The 17,372-nt window shown below is 35.4% G+C and carries 15 protein-coding genes; 7 read left to right on the top strand and 8 right to left on the bottom strand.

All coding sequences use genetic code 11. The features are described from left to right. The first annotated feature begins 230 nt into the window (after nucleotides 1-230). The 3 genes from GLIP_RS12040 to GLIP_RS12030 are packed head-to-tail and all read left to right on the top strand — an operon-like array spanning nucleotide 231 to nucleotide 3,148. A complete protein-coding gene (locus GLIP_RS12040) occupies nucleotides 231-1,379 on the top strand; it encodes a DegT/DnrJ/EryC1/StrS aminotransferase family protein (protein ID WP_008844910.1) in 1,149 nt (382 codons plus the stop codon). Nucleotides 1,380-1,388: 9 nt separating this feature from the next. Continuing rightward, nucleotides 1,389-2,408 carry a GNAT family N-acetyltransferase gene (locus tag GLIP_RS12035; protein WP_008844909.1) on the top strand — a complete coding sequence of 340 codons (1,020 nt, stop codon included), beginning with the start codon at nucleotides 1,389-1,391 and terminating at the stop codon, nucleotides 2,406-2,408. A 53-nt stretch (nucleotides 2,409-2,461) separates the two neighbouring features. Further along, nucleotides 2,462-3,148, top strand: a complete 687-nt coding sequence (locus GLIP_RS12030; protein WP_008844908.1) for a hypothetical protein — start codon at nucleotides 2,462-2,464, stop codon at nucleotides 3,146-3,148. A 44-nt stretch (nucleotides 3,149-3,192) separates the two neighbouring features. Here GLIP_RS12030 and GLIP_RS12025 read toward each other — a convergent pair whose 3' ends face one another. Then, a complete protein-coding gene (locus tag GLIP_RS12025) occupies nucleotides 3,193-4,116 on the bottom strand; it encodes a polysaccharide deacetylase family protein (RefSeq protein ID WP_008844907.1) in 924 nt (307 codons plus the stop codon). 145 nt (nucleotides 4,117-4,261) lie between these two features. On the opposite strand from GLIP_RS12025, the gene GLIP_RS12020 reads away from it, so the two are divergent. Together GLIP_RS12020 and GLIP_RS12015 are read left to right on the top strand one after the other, a co-directional pair. Beyond that, a complete protein-coding gene (locus tag GLIP_RS12020; protein ID WP_008844906.1) occupies nucleotides 4,262-5,539 on the top strand; it encodes a 3-deoxy-D-manno-octulosonic acid transferase in 1,278 nt (425 codons plus the stop codon). 6 nt (nucleotides 5,540-5,545) lie between these two features. Beyond that, complete coding sequence (locus GLIP_RS12015; RefSeq protein ID WP_008844905.1) at nucleotides 5,546-6,604, top strand: glycosyltransferase family 4 protein; 1,059 nt, start codon at nucleotides 5,546-5,548, stop codon at nucleotides 6,602-6,604. On the opposite strand, the gene GLIP_RS12010 is transcribed toward GLIP_RS12015, so the two are convergent. The 4 genes from GLIP_RS12010 to GLIP_RS11995 are packed head-to-tail and all read right to left on the bottom strand — an operon-like array spanning nucleotide 6,601 to nucleotide 11,080. After that, complete coding sequence (locus GLIP_RS12010; protein ID WP_040522797.1) at nucleotides 6,601-7,671, bottom strand: glycosyltransferase; 1,071 nt, start codon at nucleotides 7,669-7,671, stop codon at nucleotides 6,601-6,603. The two genes, GLIP_RS12015 and GLIP_RS12010, sit on opposite strands and share 4 nt — an antisense overlap. 35 nt (nucleotides 7,672-7,706) lie before the next feature. Continuing rightward, nucleotides 7,707-8,750, bottom strand: coding sequence for a glycosyltransferase (locus GLIP_RS21455; RefSeq protein WP_008844903.1), 1,044 nt, complete (start codon nucleotides 8,748-8,750; stop codon nucleotides 7,707-7,709). 24 nt (nucleotides 8,751-8,774) lie between these two features. Beyond that, a complete protein-coding gene (locus GLIP_RS12000; RefSeq protein ID WP_008844902.1) occupies nucleotides 8,775-9,620 on the bottom strand; it encodes a polysaccharide pyruvyl transferase family protein in 846 nt (281 codons plus the stop codon). A 2-nt stretch (nucleotides 9,621-9,622) separates the two neighbouring features. Further along, nucleotides 9,623-11,080 (bottom strand): oligosaccharide flippase family protein, encoded by a 1,458-nt coding sequence (locus GLIP_RS11995; protein ID WP_008844901.1) that lies wholly within the window; start codon nucleotides 11,078-11,080, stop codon nucleotides 9,623-9,625. 642 nt (nucleotides 11,081-11,722) lie between these two features. On the opposite strand from GLIP_RS11995, the gene GLIP_RS11990 reads away from it, so the two are divergent. Both GLIP_RS11990 and GLIP_RS11985 read left to right on the top strand, forming a co-directional pair. Next, nucleotides 11,723-12,688 (top strand): glycosyltransferase family 2 protein, encoded by a 966-nt coding sequence (locus GLIP_RS11990; RefSeq protein WP_083880112.1) that lies wholly within the window; start codon nucleotides 11,723-11,725, stop codon nucleotides 12,686-12,688. 22 nt (nucleotides 12,689-12,710) lie between these two features. Further along, entirely contained in the window at nucleotides 12,711-13,619 is a 909-nt protein-coding gene (locus GLIP_RS11985) for a polysaccharide pyruvyl transferase family protein (RefSeq protein ID WP_008844899.1), read from the top strand. A gap of 78 nt (nucleotides 13,620-13,697) precedes the next feature. On the opposite strand, the gene GLIP_RS11980 is transcribed toward GLIP_RS11985, so the two are convergent. The 3 genes from GLIP_RS11980 to GLIP_RS22060 all read right to left on the bottom strand — a co-directional run. Then, nucleotides 13,698-15,437, bottom strand: coding sequence for an asparagine synthetase B family protein (locus tag GLIP_RS11980; protein ID WP_008844898.1), 1,740 nt, complete (start codon nucleotides 15,435-15,437; stop codon nucleotides 13,698-13,700). Nucleotides 15,438-15,442: 5 nt separating this feature from the next. Further along, complete coding sequence (locus GLIP_RS11975; protein WP_008844897.1) at nucleotides 15,443-16,945, bottom strand: oligosaccharide flippase family protein; 1,503 nt, start codon at nucleotides 16,943-16,945, stop codon at nucleotides 15,443-15,445. Next, nucleotides 16,932-17,372 (bottom strand): hypothetical protein (locus tag GLIP_RS22060; RefSeq protein WP_040522792.1); only part of this gene is annotated, 441 nt, incomplete at its 5' end. The genes GLIP_RS11975 and GLIP_RS22060, both read right to left, overlap by 14 nt.

The raw sequence follows: 17,372 nt of genomic DNA, 5'->3' as shown, positions 1-17,372 counted from the left end.
TGTTTTATAAGGAAGTTGATAATAACTTACAAAACATCAAAAGGCATCAATGATACTAAATTACTATGCTCTCTAGTTTATTTTCAATTGACCGTAAGCCAATAAAAATAACTTTGCAGTAAACTGGGGTTTCAAGATAGCAATTTTGCTAAACATACCTTAGCATACGCCTAGGAATTCTGAGTTTTTCATGAAGAAAAGCCTCACCAAGCAAAGACTAGCGGAATCACATGGTAGTTAAATTTTTAAATCCCCTTGCAGATGCAAGTCAATTTCCTGCGCCGAGCGTTGCAGCTACACCTAAATTTAGACTCAGAGATTTAGACTTAGCTCAACATACTAAGGGGGATGTAAGACAAACCACATTTACACGCAATGGACGCGGTGCAATCGGTATTGCTGGCAGTGCTCTAAAAAAGAAAAACGCGAAAAATATCATTTTAATTCCTGCTTATCACTGCCCTGCTCTAGTTGAGCCTTTCATATGGTTGGATTATGAAATCCGTTTTTACCCTGTAAAACCCGATCTGTCTGTTGATATATCCGTATTAGAACAGGCAATGTCAAAAGGTGATATTACCCATTGTGTAGTAGTTAGGTATTTTGGCTTTGGCCAAAACAATAATGAAGTGATTCAGTTTTTACATACACGACCGGTTGAGATTATCGAAGATTGCGCACATTCGTTATTTCGATTTGTTGATCATTTTTCAGATTCCGGCAAACAAGTTCCAGATGTAAGCGCGAGTATTTGTAGTATCAATAAAATTCTTCCCACCATTGACGGTGGCGCTTTGTATCTAAAACAAAAATACGAAGCTCAATTAACGCATGTGGGTTGGGCAGAAGAAGCGAAAGCTTGTGCTTTTATAGTTGGTATACCGCAATTTATTAGTAAAATTAAATCCGTTTTTAAAAAAGTAGCAAACTCTGGTCAAAATGAAGTTTTTGAACCTGCTGAAAACGAAGATATCGCACTTCGCTATTTTCAACCTATCGATTTAGTGTCAGCGAGCTATAGAAATACTAAAAGCATATTTTGTCATAGTAATTTAAAATTGATTCGAAAAAAAAGACGCAAGAATTTCGAATATATAATCAACAATGTTAACAACCCAGATGTTGGGACCCCTTTATTTACAAGTTTAAATGAAGAAGATATTCCTTATGTGATTCCCTTTTTACTAACAGACGAAAAATTCTTCTTTGATATTCGAAAAAAGGGGATTCAAATATTGCGTTGGGAAGAAGTTGCAGTAAGTGAATGCCAAGTTAGTCAAAATTATCGCTCAAGACTCATTCAAATCCCATGTCATCAGCAACTTTCGACTAAACAATTAAACTTTATTGTAAATACTTTAAATGAACTACACCCCTAGGATAGATTTATGAATTTGTCAGTATTTAGTTGTTCTGAATTTTCTAACCATCAAAATGCTTGGGCAGAACTCAATCATAAAACCATGAATCTAGCTTTTTTTGAGCCAGAATTTATTCGGGGTTTAATCACCCACTTTTTTGACGGTGATGAATTATTTATATGTGCCTATCAAAATGAAGAATTACAATATGCAGGATTCTTTAAGCCACTTGGCAAAGGACGCTGGGCAACAGCGATGCCATCTCAATGTCCACTTGGACTATTTTTACATCGTCAACCGCAAATCGAAAAAGACACAATGAGCACTTTGTGTAAAGCCCTCCCGGGCAAAGTCATGATGATTGACATGTTGCAAATGGACTCTAAATATACAAGTTTCACCCCTGCTGAAGACTTTGATGTTATGCCATACATTACGTCAGGGAATCGTCCTATTCCTGATGATTTCGATAGTTTCTTTCAATCGCTTGGCAAAAACATGCGACAAAACTACAACAAGGTTATTAACCGAGCTACGAGAGCTGAAGATAGACTTTCTTGGCAAAAAGTAACGTCACCAGCGGAAGTTAAGCAAGCGATAATAAAATATGGGGAATTAGAAAGTAGTGGTTGGAAAGGTGATGAAGGGACGGCTATTTCTCCGGACAATACACAAGGCAAATTCTATCAACAAGCATTAGGCGAACTAGCGGACTCCAACAAAGCCTGTTGTTGGTATTACTTAATCAATGAAGAAATTGTCGCGGTAGACTTGTGTATTCAGCAAGACGACTGCTTAATTATTCTTAAAACGACATATAACGAAAAATTTAATAAGCAGTCCCCAGCTCTTATGCTTAAAATTGAAATGATTAAACATTATTCTCAGCATCGGGATCTTGAAGGTATTAACAATATTGAGTTTTACGGCAAGGCAATGGAATGGCATAAGCGACTGGATTCGACTCTAAGGGAAATAGAACACGTCACTTTTTATCCGAATAAATTGTTTAAATTTGCAATTAGGCTTGCTAAAAAACTAAAATAGCTTAAAAGTTGTGCGTCATTGTTCACTGCAATACCAATAAAGTAGAGGATATTATGTTGTTTATACGCAAATTCAAGCATTTACACTATTGCTTACTATTAATTCTTTGGTTTTCTACCTCAGATTCAATAGCAGTTGAAACAAAAATACCACCCGATTTTACTGATAGTGTATTCAATTGTGGCCACACCCCAAAAGGAACTGATTATCGCAGAACGGATTACAAAACTAATGAACTGCGAAAAAAAGTTGAAGGCGCTCATTTCACTAAAGGTGTTCAACGAGGAGAATACGGAAACGCAAGCTCTCTAGAAGGAGACTTAGATTATGTATTAAACAAGTTCCCGAACCACCCAAAAGCACTACTAGTTGCTGCAAAAAATCAAATGAGACCCGATTATTCACCCCAACATTCATTACGTAAAGACAGATTCTGGCCTAAAAAAGAATGTTATTTTCAGCGTGCTCTTAATCGAGCACCGGATGACGGATTAGTGCATTTAGTCATTGCTATTTTTTACCACCAATATAAAAATTATGAAGTTGCAGGCAGACACTATCAAGCAGCGGTCCAATATAACTCAAACAATGCCGAAGCCCATTATAATTTTGGTTTATTTTTGATGCAGACAGGGCATGAAACGAAAGCTCTTGAACATGCAAAAAAAGCATATTCAATGGGATACCCACTTCCTGGCTTAAAAAATATGTTAATTGCTGCAAATCGATGGGAAAACTAATATTTAGTAAAAATTAACAATGTAGCCATTATTACTTTATTAAATTAATAAAAGTAATTCTTCGCTAACAATGTTAAAAAGCCGAACTTATCACGTTTCCAAGGAGAAAATCGCAGTAACTGATACCTGTCAGTATTTCTCGTTGAAACGCCGTTAGCGGTCGATACAGCACAGGCATAACCTAATTCTTTAACTAAATTCACATCTCTTGGAAGGTAATCATGCTGAGGCTTTCCATTTGGATAAGCAAAACTAAATAATGGCTGTTTTAGTAAGCTTTCCAAATAGTGTTTATTTTCTGATATTTGTTGTCTAGCGTTCGACTCATCCAATTTTGCCAGTATTGGATGGCTGCATGTGTGTCCCCCTATTTCCATACCAGATGTATGTAACTCAATCACTTGCGTATCACTCATCATGAGCCCTTTTGGCGAAGCTAAAGGTTTTAATCGTTGAATGATACGCGTGCGTTCTTGGAAAGGTAGGTACTTTAATTTTAGTAAAATTTTTTCTGCACTAGAGTACTTTTCATTTATGTTTGAAGTTGGATAGTATTCTTCCGGAAATTCTTCCAATATTAATTTTTCTGTCGGCCAATTACGGACAAATTCAATAACAATATCATTCCACATCGTGCCCCCATTTAAAAAATCTGAGGCAATAAAAAACGTTGCAACAACGTCATGCTTTTTCAAAATAGGCAAAGCAACACTAGCATTATTTTCATAACCGTCATCGAATGTAATCACTGCTGCATTTTTGGGTAATCTATTTTGCTCAAGCATTTCTACCGCTTGTTTTAACGTTAACAAAACAAAATTTTCTTGTAACCATTTCAATTGTTGCTCAAAAACCTCTGCGTACATTTCATACGGTCGCATAGGATCGAATTCGGGTAAGACTTGATGGTAAATCAAAATGCTGAGTTTTTTACTATTTCCCAGGATTTTGAAAAGTAAATTGAACATGCACTCTCCGATTAGGTTATTAGAGTCAAAAGCGTTCAGGATAATTGAATGTTATCCTTAAATCTTTGGTTATAAACGATCTTCCCTATATTAATTGTTCGTTAAACTCTTTACACTATTAAAAAAAAGAAATCTGCTAAAAGTTATGGAATTATTCAAATGGTGGTTTTACTCGCTAATTTTGGGCGTTATAGGTGAAAAAAACAAACCGCTTATCTATACCAATACAATCGAAAACCCTACGCTAAAAAGAAAACCTTATATATGGGTATTCTGTTCAACCATCGGTGAATTAAACGGATGTAAACCGATCATTGAAACATTAGCTGCTGACTATTCCTTGGTTTTAATTACTGATCGAGATTGTTATGCAGATGCTTACAAACTGCAATTTCCAGATGCAGTGATCGTACAACTTACCGGTTGGAAAGACGAAGCCAAAGCGATTTACGAATTATTTCCTACACACCACTTCATTTTATGTGAAATTCCGTGTTTACCAAACGACGCTCCTTGTCGATTAGCCTATGCATTTTTACGATATCTCAAAAAACAAAAGATTACTTTAGTGACAGTCAACTCATGGTTATATGAATACGCACCATCTTGTAAACAAGACTCTATAGAGCGAAAGTTGTTTTCTAAAGAGTACGTTAAATTATTTGACGCGCTAATGGTGCAGACAGAGTCAGTTAAGGATAAGTTATCCAAAGCAGGTGCTTTAGAGTCAAATTTACACGTGACTGGCAATTTAAAATTTGATGCTGTTAGTGATCTTACAATTCAATTTAAAAGCCTTCAAGCACGTGATTTGTATAACCAACTGAAGAGTTATAAGCAGTCCATCTTTGTTGCAGGCTCTCTGTCTGACAAATCGGAATATAAAGTATTAATCGATGCTTTTAAGAAATTTAAAGAACATAAAAGTGACGCGATAATGATTATGGCTCCTCGCCATCCGGAAAAACAGCAACAATTAGATGAAATAGCACAGTTGTTAACCCAATACGAATTTAAATACGAGTTTCGCTCTCAACTAGAAACCCAAATTTCGCCTAACCTTGATGTATTAGTGCTAGATACTTTTGGGGAATTAAGAGGGTTATATGCAGTTTCAGATTTTTCATATATTGGAAAAAACCATAATGTATTAGAACCATTAGCTTTTGGAAAGCCAGTTGTTGTAATTAGTGGATGGGAAGCAACCTATCCTAGTTTCCCTGTGTATCAAATTACAAAGCAACAAGGTCTATTGTTCGAGATAGATGATCAGAATTTACTCGGACCAGAACTGATAAAAGTAAGTCAACTAGACCAGAAGTCATTTGCTGATAATACGAAAACGACACTTCAAAAATTAGCGACAACTCTCGACAAAAACAACCACATACTGCGGCAACTAAAGATAATCAGTAAGGTATAACAATCTATGACGGAAACGTATGATTTAAGTAACTTAAACGTATCTGTAGTCCATAGGCGTATCAAGCATCATGCGAATCATTCTGGCTACAACACTGTATTCGAATATATGAAAATTCCGCATGCAAAAGGTGGATTAAGATCATTAATTGCAAGTCACATTCCGACTAGTTTAAGATGGCGACTCCATTCACTACGTCCTCAAGCTGTTGGTGATGAAGGTCTAATGCCCGAGTTAAGAGCCTTATCGACCGTTGCATCATCTAAACCCGGAATATGTCATTTTATATATGGTGAAGATACCTATTTTTATACTCCACTTTGGCAAAATAAACACAAAAAGATAGTTGCGTCTTATCATTATCCACCTGTTAGATTAAATGAAAGAGTAAATCGCGCAATTTTGTCTCGTTTAAATGCAGTGATTCTAATGTCTGAAAGTCAGAGAGGCTGGTTCGAAAATTATCTTCCGAAAGAGAATATACATGTTGTCCACCACCATGTTGATACAGACTTTTTTAAACCAGAAGATCTCGTTTCTCAATCATCAAAACTAAGAATCGTAAGCCTTGGTGGAATATTGAGAGATTTAGATTTACTCGAAGAAGTGGTTGCTACTCTTACTCAAAAAATGGGTAGTGATTATGTCGAATTTGATTTTCTAATACCAAAAAACGAATGGTATCGTTTTGATAGTTTTAGAAACGTCAATTTGCTTTCAGGAATTTCAGATGAGCAACTTAGAAGTGTTTATCAAAAGGCCACTTTAGGTTTTATGCCACTTATTGACTGTACCGCAAACAATGCAGTTTTAGAAATGATGGCGTGTGGCAAAGCAATCGTTTGCTCTGATGTAGGTGGGATAAGTGATTACTTAACTACAGAAGGCGCTATTTTATTTGAACCTTCAAGCAGCTCTGAGAAAATATCTAAACAAATCATAGAGTTATTTAATAACGAACGCAAAATACAAAAAATGCAAACTGCAAATAGAGTTAGAGCAGAAAGCCATTTTTCATTGGCAGCTACGGCTGCTAAATTAATGAAAGTTTATTCTAGAGTTTAATTTTTATTTTTTTCAATTGTATTGAGAAACAAATCGGTAAGTTGATCTACCGCAATATCTTTCCGTTTAGAATAATCTTTTGCTCGGCGGCTAATACTTTCATAAAATGATTTGTCATTAAATAACTTATTAAGAATTTCACTCCATTCAGACACAGAGGCATCTGGTGGCATTAAAACTCCCCCATCGCCAACCGATTCAATTAACCCCCCGATTGCTCTGGCAACAACTGGAATACCACTAACTTGAGCTTCGCTTGCAACTCTTCCCCAAGCTTCTTCACACAGGCTAGGGATAATAACAACTTTGGCTTTTGAATAAATAGCCTTCATATCCAACTGTTTAGATTTCAGCTCAACGTTTACCAATGGCTCTACGAATTGTGCTAAATAAGATTTCACTTCTTTAGTATATGTCCATGATTCAACGAACAAAAATGGTAAGTGAGGATTGTTAATTGCGATTTCTGTTGCTAACTCCACGCCCTTTTCTGGAAAGGGGCATATAAATACGATTTGTTTACCTGTAAGTGGAACTTTGTATTTTGAATAATCGACCATAGGCGGGATTGCGGTAGACGGAAGTCCAAATTTTTCTAAAAGTTTTTGCGAAGTAAAATTAGAGTTTGATATATAAGTTAGTTTATCCGCGGCAAAATACTCACCACCATGCTTTGAGAAGTTTACATCTCTTACATATATAGAAACATTATGATTTCCAGTAGTTTCCAGTGCAATTTTTGCTAGTTTAATACACTCTCCAGCCTGCAAAATAACCCAGTCAGGCTTTAGTTGATTAATAATTTTCGGTAATTTTTCTTCCAAATTCCAAACTCGGAAAACTGGATACTTCATAATATTGTCCGATACAATTTCTGACTTTAATACTTTCATCTTCACACGCGTTTTGAAAGAAATGAAGTCTCCAGCCCCCAAGGACGAGAGCACAGCTACCTTACAGTTTCGCTTTATAGTTTCTAAACATAGCTGATGTGTAGAAGCTTCTGCCCCACCAACTTTTTGAGGTAAATAACTATGACTAGTGACGAATAAGATTGAACGATTCATTGTAAAAAAATACCTAATAGTCTTTCACTTTAGAATTATTGTTGGTGCCAACCAAGATGTTTTAGCTTGCGTTTTACAGGTAAGATAACTGAATCCCAATTATATTTACTCATTTCTAGATCGACTATTGATTTATCTGGAGTAGTTAATGATTCAAGAGTTTTTGATATTGACAGCTCCAAATCAGAGTCTATTGTATAGGTAAGGTCAAGAATCTCATATTCTTTTAAAGAGGATATGTTTGGAACAAGAACTGGCTTATTGAAAGTATAAGATAACAGCAAGCTGCCAGAAGTTAGCGAATTTCTAAAAGGAAGTACAACTAAGTCACTCGCATTGAAGAAGGTTTGCAAATCTTCATCTTCAATAAACTTGTTGTGAAACAAAATTCTATTATCTTTGCCTATTTTACCCTCTAAATTACTGCCAAACAGAGAGGGCTTCAAACTGCCAGCTATCAATAGTTTTAATTTAGACGATTTTAGTTTCTGGAACGCCTCGACTAATTCTATCACACCTTTATATGGTCTTATTGCACCAAGAAATAAAATGACTTTTTCGTTCGGCTTTATATTCAATTTGGTGCGGGCTGCAGTAGAATCGACTAAATTAGAATAGTTTTCTTTATAGTGACCATGATACATAACTACGGTATTTGAAAACTTTCCAAATAAGTAAGCTAATTGTCTTTTTGCGCTCTTAGAGTGAACAATTACGCAATCGCATAAATGTAAAATAAAGAATCTAACTAACCAATCTATAAAGCGACTGCGGGACTCGTGAGGAAACGTATTGTGGAGGGTAAATAGAATCTTCTTTTTATTCTTTTTTAAAAAGATCAAAGTTCGAATGAATCTTAAAGCGTGATTAAAACATATTTTCCAGCTTTCATTATTATAAAAATCAATGAGCCAATGAAAATGTGCAACATCATAATCTTCAATGTTATTTTTTAGCCAATCTTGGGCTGCACCTTTTGTAGGAACCGTTACAATTTCTTCATCACATAAAGCTGAGTAGAAATTTTCAATGTAAGGGTTACCTTTATCTTCAGACGGAAAAGCTGCTATTTTTAACATTCACAATGGCTCATATGGGATTTCTTATAAGTCATAAACTTTTTTCATTGCATAAGTTTCTTCGTTTACAGCTTCTAATGCACTTTTAAAAGCTGCATCAGAACTTAAAAAATAATTACCTGAAGCAACTACTTTACGAATATCAGAAGCAATCATTTTCTTTTTAAGTTCATATTTTAATTTTCCTGAAAGGCTTTTTGCTTCATCAGTCCAGAAACGTTTTAAAACTAGTTCGTTGTGCTCCAACCCCATTGATAGGCACCAATCTGCCCATTTAAAATGATGAGTGTCTCCCTCATATGATGAAGTAAATGAAGTATAAGGTACCCACGGAATTCTCAACGTATCTGCCAATATCGCACCATGCATAGCTTCTGTCACCACAAGTTTGCAACTACTTAACTCAGCCATAAAATGCTCAACTGATGAGCAAGGAGAAATAAGTTTATAACCCAATTTATCAGCAATTGCTTGCCAGGGTGCTTGCTCCGTTCGAAAATAAGGTATTAAACCAATATCGTCGGTTTGCTTTGATTTTTCAAAATAATTTGCGGCTAATATAGCCGGATCAGTAATGTATTTTGAGCTTATCCCCTGTGACAAAAGTGCTTTTTGCGTATTCGGTCCCCGAACAAAACGTATGTCCCAACTTTGGTCAATTTGCGGAAGCGAATCTTTCGACCTTGCCCCACTACCAAAAACAATTTTATGTTTGTAAGCATCGAATCTGTTGTCGAAAATAGATCCGATCGCAATCAATATAGAGTTTTCAGTCGAGCTATCTAAATTTGGAAAAACTCTATGCCAAAGATAAGGGTTTAGATCATCACCTACGTTTTTATTTTCAGATTCAAAAAATCCTAATTTCAAAATCAATCTCTCATCATTTTTCGCAATATATTGTTAATCATTGCAATTCTAGTCAATTCACTCAGTATTTCATGTTTTGTAAGTATCAACATTAGAAACCAAGTCGCAAAAGCCATTGATAGCATTGTCAGCATTATAAATGGATTATAAAAATTCAGTTTCGTAAACTGTGTAACCATATAAAACTCAATGCCCAATACAATAGAGATCAATACATTAATTCCCATTACTCGTAAATAACTATTAAAATTTATATTAAATGTTTTAACAATTTGAGGAAGTAAAAGTACTAGTCGCAAAACAGATAATGTCATGAACAAATAAAGTAATTGGGTTAATTCTAAGTCGTAAATAACAAAAACAAAAATATAGGCAACTCTTAAAACAAACATAGCGATTGTAAGCCTTAGAACGTACACTTCTTGCCCCATTACATTCAACATTTGTTCAACTGAAGGTAATAACGAAATAATAATCATTGATAGACAAATGATTTCCAAAAGCGGTGGTACACTTTGCCATTGATCGCCATATAAAAGCACTACAATGGGATCCGCGAAAACCAGTACAAATACGTAAAATGGTATAGAAAACACTTGGATATAATTAAAAATTTTCAGTATAGGCTGCGCTGAACTAGCATTAGAATTTTTTACTTTTGCTAAAAATGGCTGAATCGTTGGAGAAATAGCTTGTAGAATAAGCTTGGAAAAAATACCTGAGGTTGCAGATGCTTTTGAATAAAAAGCCACCCCTTCGATTGAATGATATTTACCAATTACAAACTCTGGAAGAATTTGTCTAAATTCACTAATTAAATTTGAAAAACTGATAACAGAACTAAATCCAATAACACTTTTTAGATCAGTTAAATTGAATCTGTAGTATATAAACTTGGAATATCGTAATAAAAAAAACACACTAGCTAATGTCCCAACTACCGAGCCTATTGCAAGGGCATACACCCCCTCCCCTTGCATTGCTAAAGTTATCGTTGCGGTTACTCGTAAAACAGTACTAAAGATATCGGATTTCATTATCTTATCGAAATACATTTCCCGTTTTAGCAACGACAAAGACAAAGTACCAAAAGGGATAATTACAAAGTTTATTGATAAAACTTTAATTAGTGTCTCAACATCAGCACGACCAAAAAATTCAGCAGCCTTAGAAGACATAAAATAGTAAAAAATAGCAATAACCCAACAAATCGCAATAGATATAGTAAAGCAGGTTTGAATTTTTTCGGTTGTAAGATCTTTTTCTTTTACCAAATACAGTGACAATCCGAAATCTCGTAAAACTTGTCCAATTACGATGCTGGCTGCGGCAATTGAGTACAATCCAATCTCTTCAGGTGTCAAAATTCGAGATATCAACATCACTGCCAAAAAATCAATGGTTAGAACCGAATATTTACCAGCAAATGAATATAGAAGAGCGCGTCGCAATGATGACATATTTTTGTATATTTCTTATCACTAAGTTTATATTTTACATAGATTTATAAAACTATGTCGTTTACGAAATTAAGGCTTTTCAAGTCTACAGTAAGTTGGTACTTAACTTAAGAAATTATTCATATCCTCATGCTCCAACTTAAACGAATTATTTAGATTCACTTTTTAATATAAAATTTAGTAGAATCAATTTTTAGCCAATTAACTTGTTAACTTTACTAATATAAAAAGTTAGCTTTCTTGTATGTTTCATCTGAATTAAAAATCATAACTACTCATTTGAACGATTAGAAATCATTCTGGTGGGCCATTGACTAAATTTTCAACTGTTTGTAGGTGGCTTTCGTATAAACCACATAAATAAAATTTTTAAGAAATCACTTTTTCGTTGTGTTAATTGTTAACCTTGGTATCTATGTTATTGCATTAAAAAACGAACAACGCTAAATACAAGAAAAAACTACTGGCTAACAATTATTAGAAAATAGCAACTACTCGCTTCTAAGAATAAGCGTCAGTTTTTCTTATATTAGCTCACAGCGTCAAGAGTTTACCTACATACGAGATATCAGAATAATGCGTTTAGTGCTTCTAATACAATTGAAGTAGCCTAAGTAAAAGGTAACGGTTAGAATATTAGTCATGACTCTTAATATTATGGTAAAACCTATAAAAATCAGTGTAATAATACCCGTATATAATTGTGAAGCTTTCATTAATGAAACGCTAAACTCCGTAATAAATCAAACTTACCCTGCAGACGAAATTATTGTAATTAATGATGGTTCTACCGATGGTTCTTTGGCAGCAATAGAACGTTGCAATATAGAGAATATGATAATCATCGACAAGCCTAACGGGGGAGTCTCTTCTGCACGAAATGAAGGTATTTTAGCAGCAACAGGTGACTGGATTGCTTTTTTAGATGGTGATGATGTTTGGCATCCTCAAAAGCTAGAATTATTCGCACAGCTTGCTCAAAAACAAGAAGATATCTCTGTAATATTCAGTGAGTTTACAGCATGGGGACCTAACGCAAGTGGTAACTTTGATGACCCATTAAGAAAGTGCCCTAAATACACTGAATTTATATTAGAGCCATCATTGACGGGGTGGGTTTATCATCAACAACTGCTCACTAATTGGGTACTTACCAGTACTGCTATGCTTAAATATTCAGTTATTCAGCAAATAGGCTTATTTGATCAAGAGCTGACAATTGCTGAAGATTGGGATTTATTTATTAGGGCCAGCCGAATTGCAAAATTTTACAAAATCAAGCAAACGTTAACCTATTATCGAGTTGCTCCTGACTCATTGACGAAAACGGTAAAAAATAAAGATTTCGCTAGTGATATAGTTCGCTCTGCTATCAATAAATATGGAATGTGCAGCCCTGATGGAAAGTTACCCAATTTAAATCAGTTTAAACGTAGAAGTTTTACTCGATATTTTGATTATGGATTAGGTGCTTATAAACAGGGCTGGTATAAAAAGTCTGTACAGTCGTTTTGGCAGGCCCTAAAATGCAGGCCCAGCGCATTGAGAACATGGCTGTTTTTATTTAGAGCAATTTTAAAGTCAATATTTACCAGCCCCAAAAAGTAAAAATACAGATGGAATTAGAAGATTGAAATTATATTATTTTAAAGCTGAAGGTGGCAATGTTGGCGATGACTTGAACGCGTGGCTATGGCCAAAGGTAATTGGTGAAGTTCTCGACGATGACGATTCACATTTGATTATTGGTGTAGGCACATTGCTTAACCATAGAATACCTGAAGCTAAACAATATACAGTACTATCGTCTGGTGTAGGGTATGGTAGCGCACCACCTTTAGACAAGGGCGAGTGGAACTTTGTTGCATTGCGAGGCCCCAAGAGTCAAAAAGCTGTAAATACTTCGGATGTAAAATGTTTATTAGACGGGGCATACTTAATGCCGCACTATTTCAAACCAGAGATCAAAAAGCAGTACCCTGTTGCCTATATTCCTCACGTAGACAGTGTTATCTTTGGTCAGTGGCAAAAGGTATGTGATTTAGCAGGCATTAAATTTATCGATCCAAGGTGGTCCGTTGAAAAGTTTATCAGCGAGCTGAACAAATGTGAGAAAGTGCTTACTGAAGCCATGCATGGCGCAATTTTAGCTGACGCTTACAATGTACCGTGGCACCCAGTGAAAGCCTACGATTATATCAATGATTTTAAATGGCAAGATTGGGCGCAATCCTTGGAATTAGAAGTATCTTTTTCACATATTCCACCGACTTGGAAAGGTGACATTGGATTGAATACGAAAAGTAAGCTCATCAACAAAGTCAAAAGGTTAAGTAAACGAATAGGATATCATCCTGAATCTTGGACTCCTCCACCAACATCAGAAAGTAAAAAATCACATTTGAAGAACGTCGCAGCTCAATTACAAAAACTAGCTGAAACGCAAGAGTTCAAGCTCTCGAATAAATCGTTAAGAGAGAAAAAAACCGAGCAGCTTTCTGCAGTTATAGACGAATTCGTAAAAGCCCACACAAATTAATGCAAACTTATAAATGCAATCTAGCAGTCACAAGCTTATTTCAATAACACTTGTGACTGTTGCTGTTTATAAATAAAGTTAAACTTTGAAATCTGGCTCTTCCTTCTGTAACCATAGCTCGAGTACTACCATGATCCAAATTAACTCACCGTAATAACTTGTATGCACGGTATTGTGTGAATTAAGTGCTGTGTCTATAAGCGAATTCTTTACAATATTTCGTTTCTTAAAGCTAGCCAGAGCTTCAATCGTTATGTCTTTAAGTTGTTGATTTTCCTTCATCCAAGCCCCAAATGGTAAGCCGAACCCATGCTTGCTTTTATTTAACGTTTCATCAGCTAAGAATCCTTTACACGACTTTTTATAAAAATCGCGCAATTCACCACCTGGTAATTTTGTTTCCGCAGGAATTTTGCAACTAAAATCAATAAGCTTTTTATCCAATAAAGGAAACCTTACTTCCACTCCAGCTAAGTCACACATTTTAGTTACTTTTACTAAATCATTATCAGCGAGGGTATTTTTCCAATCCAAAAACAGCATTTGGTCAACTGGGTGATTACTCTTACATTCATTAAATCGTTGTTCTAATTGTAAAATGGGAATGTGCTTATCTACACCTGCCAGTAAAGCCTCAGAGTATATTGCTTCTGCTCCCATCTGATTTACAAAATTATGAGTTTGAAGACGGCCGGGTAATTTTACCCGAGCTTGCTCCAGATAACTGGCTACTTTTTGAACGCCAGGTATTTTTCGTCCTAGTCGGTTATTAAATGCGTTGTTAAGTACATTTCCCATAAAACTTGGGAGCCGATTATACAATTCGAATACTTTTTGTTTAGCATAACGCTCGTTTCCTGCAAACAGTTCATCTCCACCATCACCGGCTAATAGAACTTCAATGCCTTTCTCTTTAGCGTATTTGGCACAGAAAAATGCCGCCATTGCAGATGAGTTACCAAATGGTTCATCAAAATGTTGGGCGACTTCCACAAATTTCTTAGCAGCTTCTTCTGGCTCTAGGTAAAGTACTTCGTGTTGCGTATCGAAATGTTTAGCTGTAATTAATGCGTATTCCGTTTCATCATACCCTTTAACTTTAAACCCTATAGAAAATGTTTTCGCTTTATTCTTGTTAATCTTTGCCAACATTCCAGCTACAGTTGAACTATCTAAACCGCCACTAAGAAATGCACCAACTTTACCGAAATCTGCTCTTTTTACACAATCCTCGACAATCTCCAAACACTCTTCTTGAGCTTGTTTTTGATTGTTAATAGAGCTTGCGAATATAGGTGAATACAACAATTCAGTTGTTTTTCCATTAATTGAATCAAATAAAACAGCTTTTCCAGGCTCGAGTTTAGACGTCAATTCATAGATAGTTGTCGGAGAAGGAATACAATGAAAATAAATATAATTATAAAGAGCCTGATGATTCACCTGCAAATTTGTATCTTCATGAAGCTTTATATCTTTTAAGCAATTAGAGAAAAACAAAGCATTCTCCGTTTCATGAAAATAGCAATTTTTCGCTCCAATTTGATCGTTAAACAACACAACAGGACGATTTTGGTTAACATACAACACCCAAAACTGACCAGATAGCCTTTGATAAACCTGTGTTAAATCTTCTTGTAAATCAAAAATACTCATCAGTTCAGTAGCATCTGCAGGGCATCCATCAACAAAAACATAGCCAAATAGGCACAAATAATTTGAGTCTCCACTTGCCCATTCTAAATGCTGGGATTTGGCTACGTGAATAACCTTTCTCTCACCGTGTTCAAATGTTAACCAAGTTGATGATTCGTGCACTTTTACTACCTACCTTTATTTGAGCTAGTCTTCGAGTTGTTGGGTATTCTATCGCCAATAAACCTGTTGTACAGCACAGATTCAACGCTTGCTTGTTGATTTCCAAAAAGTTTATATAAAAGTGTTAAAGTCAGCATATAAACAAATAAACCGGTAAGTACTTTTAGCACTAATATGGTTAAAATTGGAAATTGTAAAATAGGAAAACTTTGGAGCATTACATACATAACAATTACCGCACAAATGGGACGAATCCAACCTCTAAGTATCTGTAACAATGACAATTCTAATGTTCGGCTTAATATGAATAAAACTATTGGAAAGGAAGCACTAATCGCGAAAAACAGGTGTTTAGGAAGCGTTTGAACGTCGTAGAAACACAAAGTTATTATAATTGCTAGCAATAACATTAGGTTACGGAACCACATCAAATTATTTGAAAGCGTCTCTTTTTCCAATATAACTAAAAATTGTTCACTAAAAAACATGAGTATGCCGCCTAGCATGGCATATAAACTAAACCAAAACATTAAAGGTATAGCTTCAATCCATTGCTCCCCTAAGAACACCAATATAAATTCTTTTGATACTAAGCTTAGACCTACACCTACCGGTAAGAAAATGTATATAGACAATGAAAATACCAATGTTAATTGATGTGTGAAATTGGGGTCGGTACGCAATATTGATAAGTTAGGCAAAAGTCCTCGTATAACGGGAATAAGTAACTCCTTAGTAAACATCGAGGCTAAGTTCATAGATACATTGTAAATTCCTAGAAAATCAGTTGAAGCTACCCTTCCAACGACTAGTGAATCACCTTGATTATTGAAGTAGCGACCAATACTTAAAGGCACTGTAGACTTAGAGTATCTGAATATATCTTGCCAACCGGTTAGTCGAATCTTAGGACGATACTCGTGCAGAACAAAGCTCAATATCACTATCGCTAGTACATTAGCGAAGTGACCAAACACTATTGCCCAATAAGAATGTAAGTAAAAAGCCAAACTAACAGTGACAATAAAATACAGCATTCTGGAATAAACAGTAACAACAAAATCCAATTTAAAGTTCAAGTGTTTTTGCGCTATTAACAATCCAACATTGCTAAATGACTGTAATAATCGTATCGCCGCCAAACAATAAATGACTGATTGCAAATTCTCTTGATCATAGAATTCAGCAATTGTGGGGGCGAATATCACAAGAGGAAGGGAAATAAGTAGACCTTGAAAAATGCCAACTGTCCACACAGTGTCATACATGTAACGTTGTTTTTCTTTTATTCTCAACAAGTATAAATTTAAGCCCGCTTGAGTAAAAGCATCTAGCAGCCCTATAGCTAGCATTGCTATTGCAATAATCCCAAAATCACTCGGGGTCAATAATCTAGCTAAGAAAATGGTAGTTATCATACCAATCAACTTAGAGCCCCAACGAGACAAAACAGACCAAATGACGCTGGCTAGTGAATTGGTTTTTTTAGTGACGCTAAGTTTGTTCACGGGTTTCTTCGGAAGGTAAAATTCCATAAATAGCGTCTAACATACCATCGGGAGTTACGAAGGTATCGACGACTTGTCTCAGTTTCATATCAACCTTGACCACTAGAGCGTTATTGCCTGAAGCATACTTAAAATTCCGTTGTGACAAAAATTTTAAGCGTGATTTCACACCTGTCTTACGTAATTTAGAAAAACCAATATAAAATATATCTCCTTCTATATGCAAACCTCTACACCACCCCAAAGGCCGGTTTGTTAATTTTCCAAACGGGTCTATTATTTCGATCATTTTTCGTTGTACTGGATCACAAATTAATAAAACTCCATCGACTTGTGTAAAAACTAACTTGTCTTGCCACCACACACCATCATGTACACCTTTATCATTACCTAAGTTGATATCAATACGATCTGAAATATCTGATAA

The organism is Aliiglaciecola lipolytica E3 (assembly GCF_000314975.1).
Lineage (GTDB): Bacteria > Pseudomonadota > Gammaproteobacteria > Enterobacterales > Alteromonadaceae > Aliiglaciecola > Aliiglaciecola lipolytica.
This window is presented reverse-complemented; position numbering and strand designations above follow the sequence as displayed.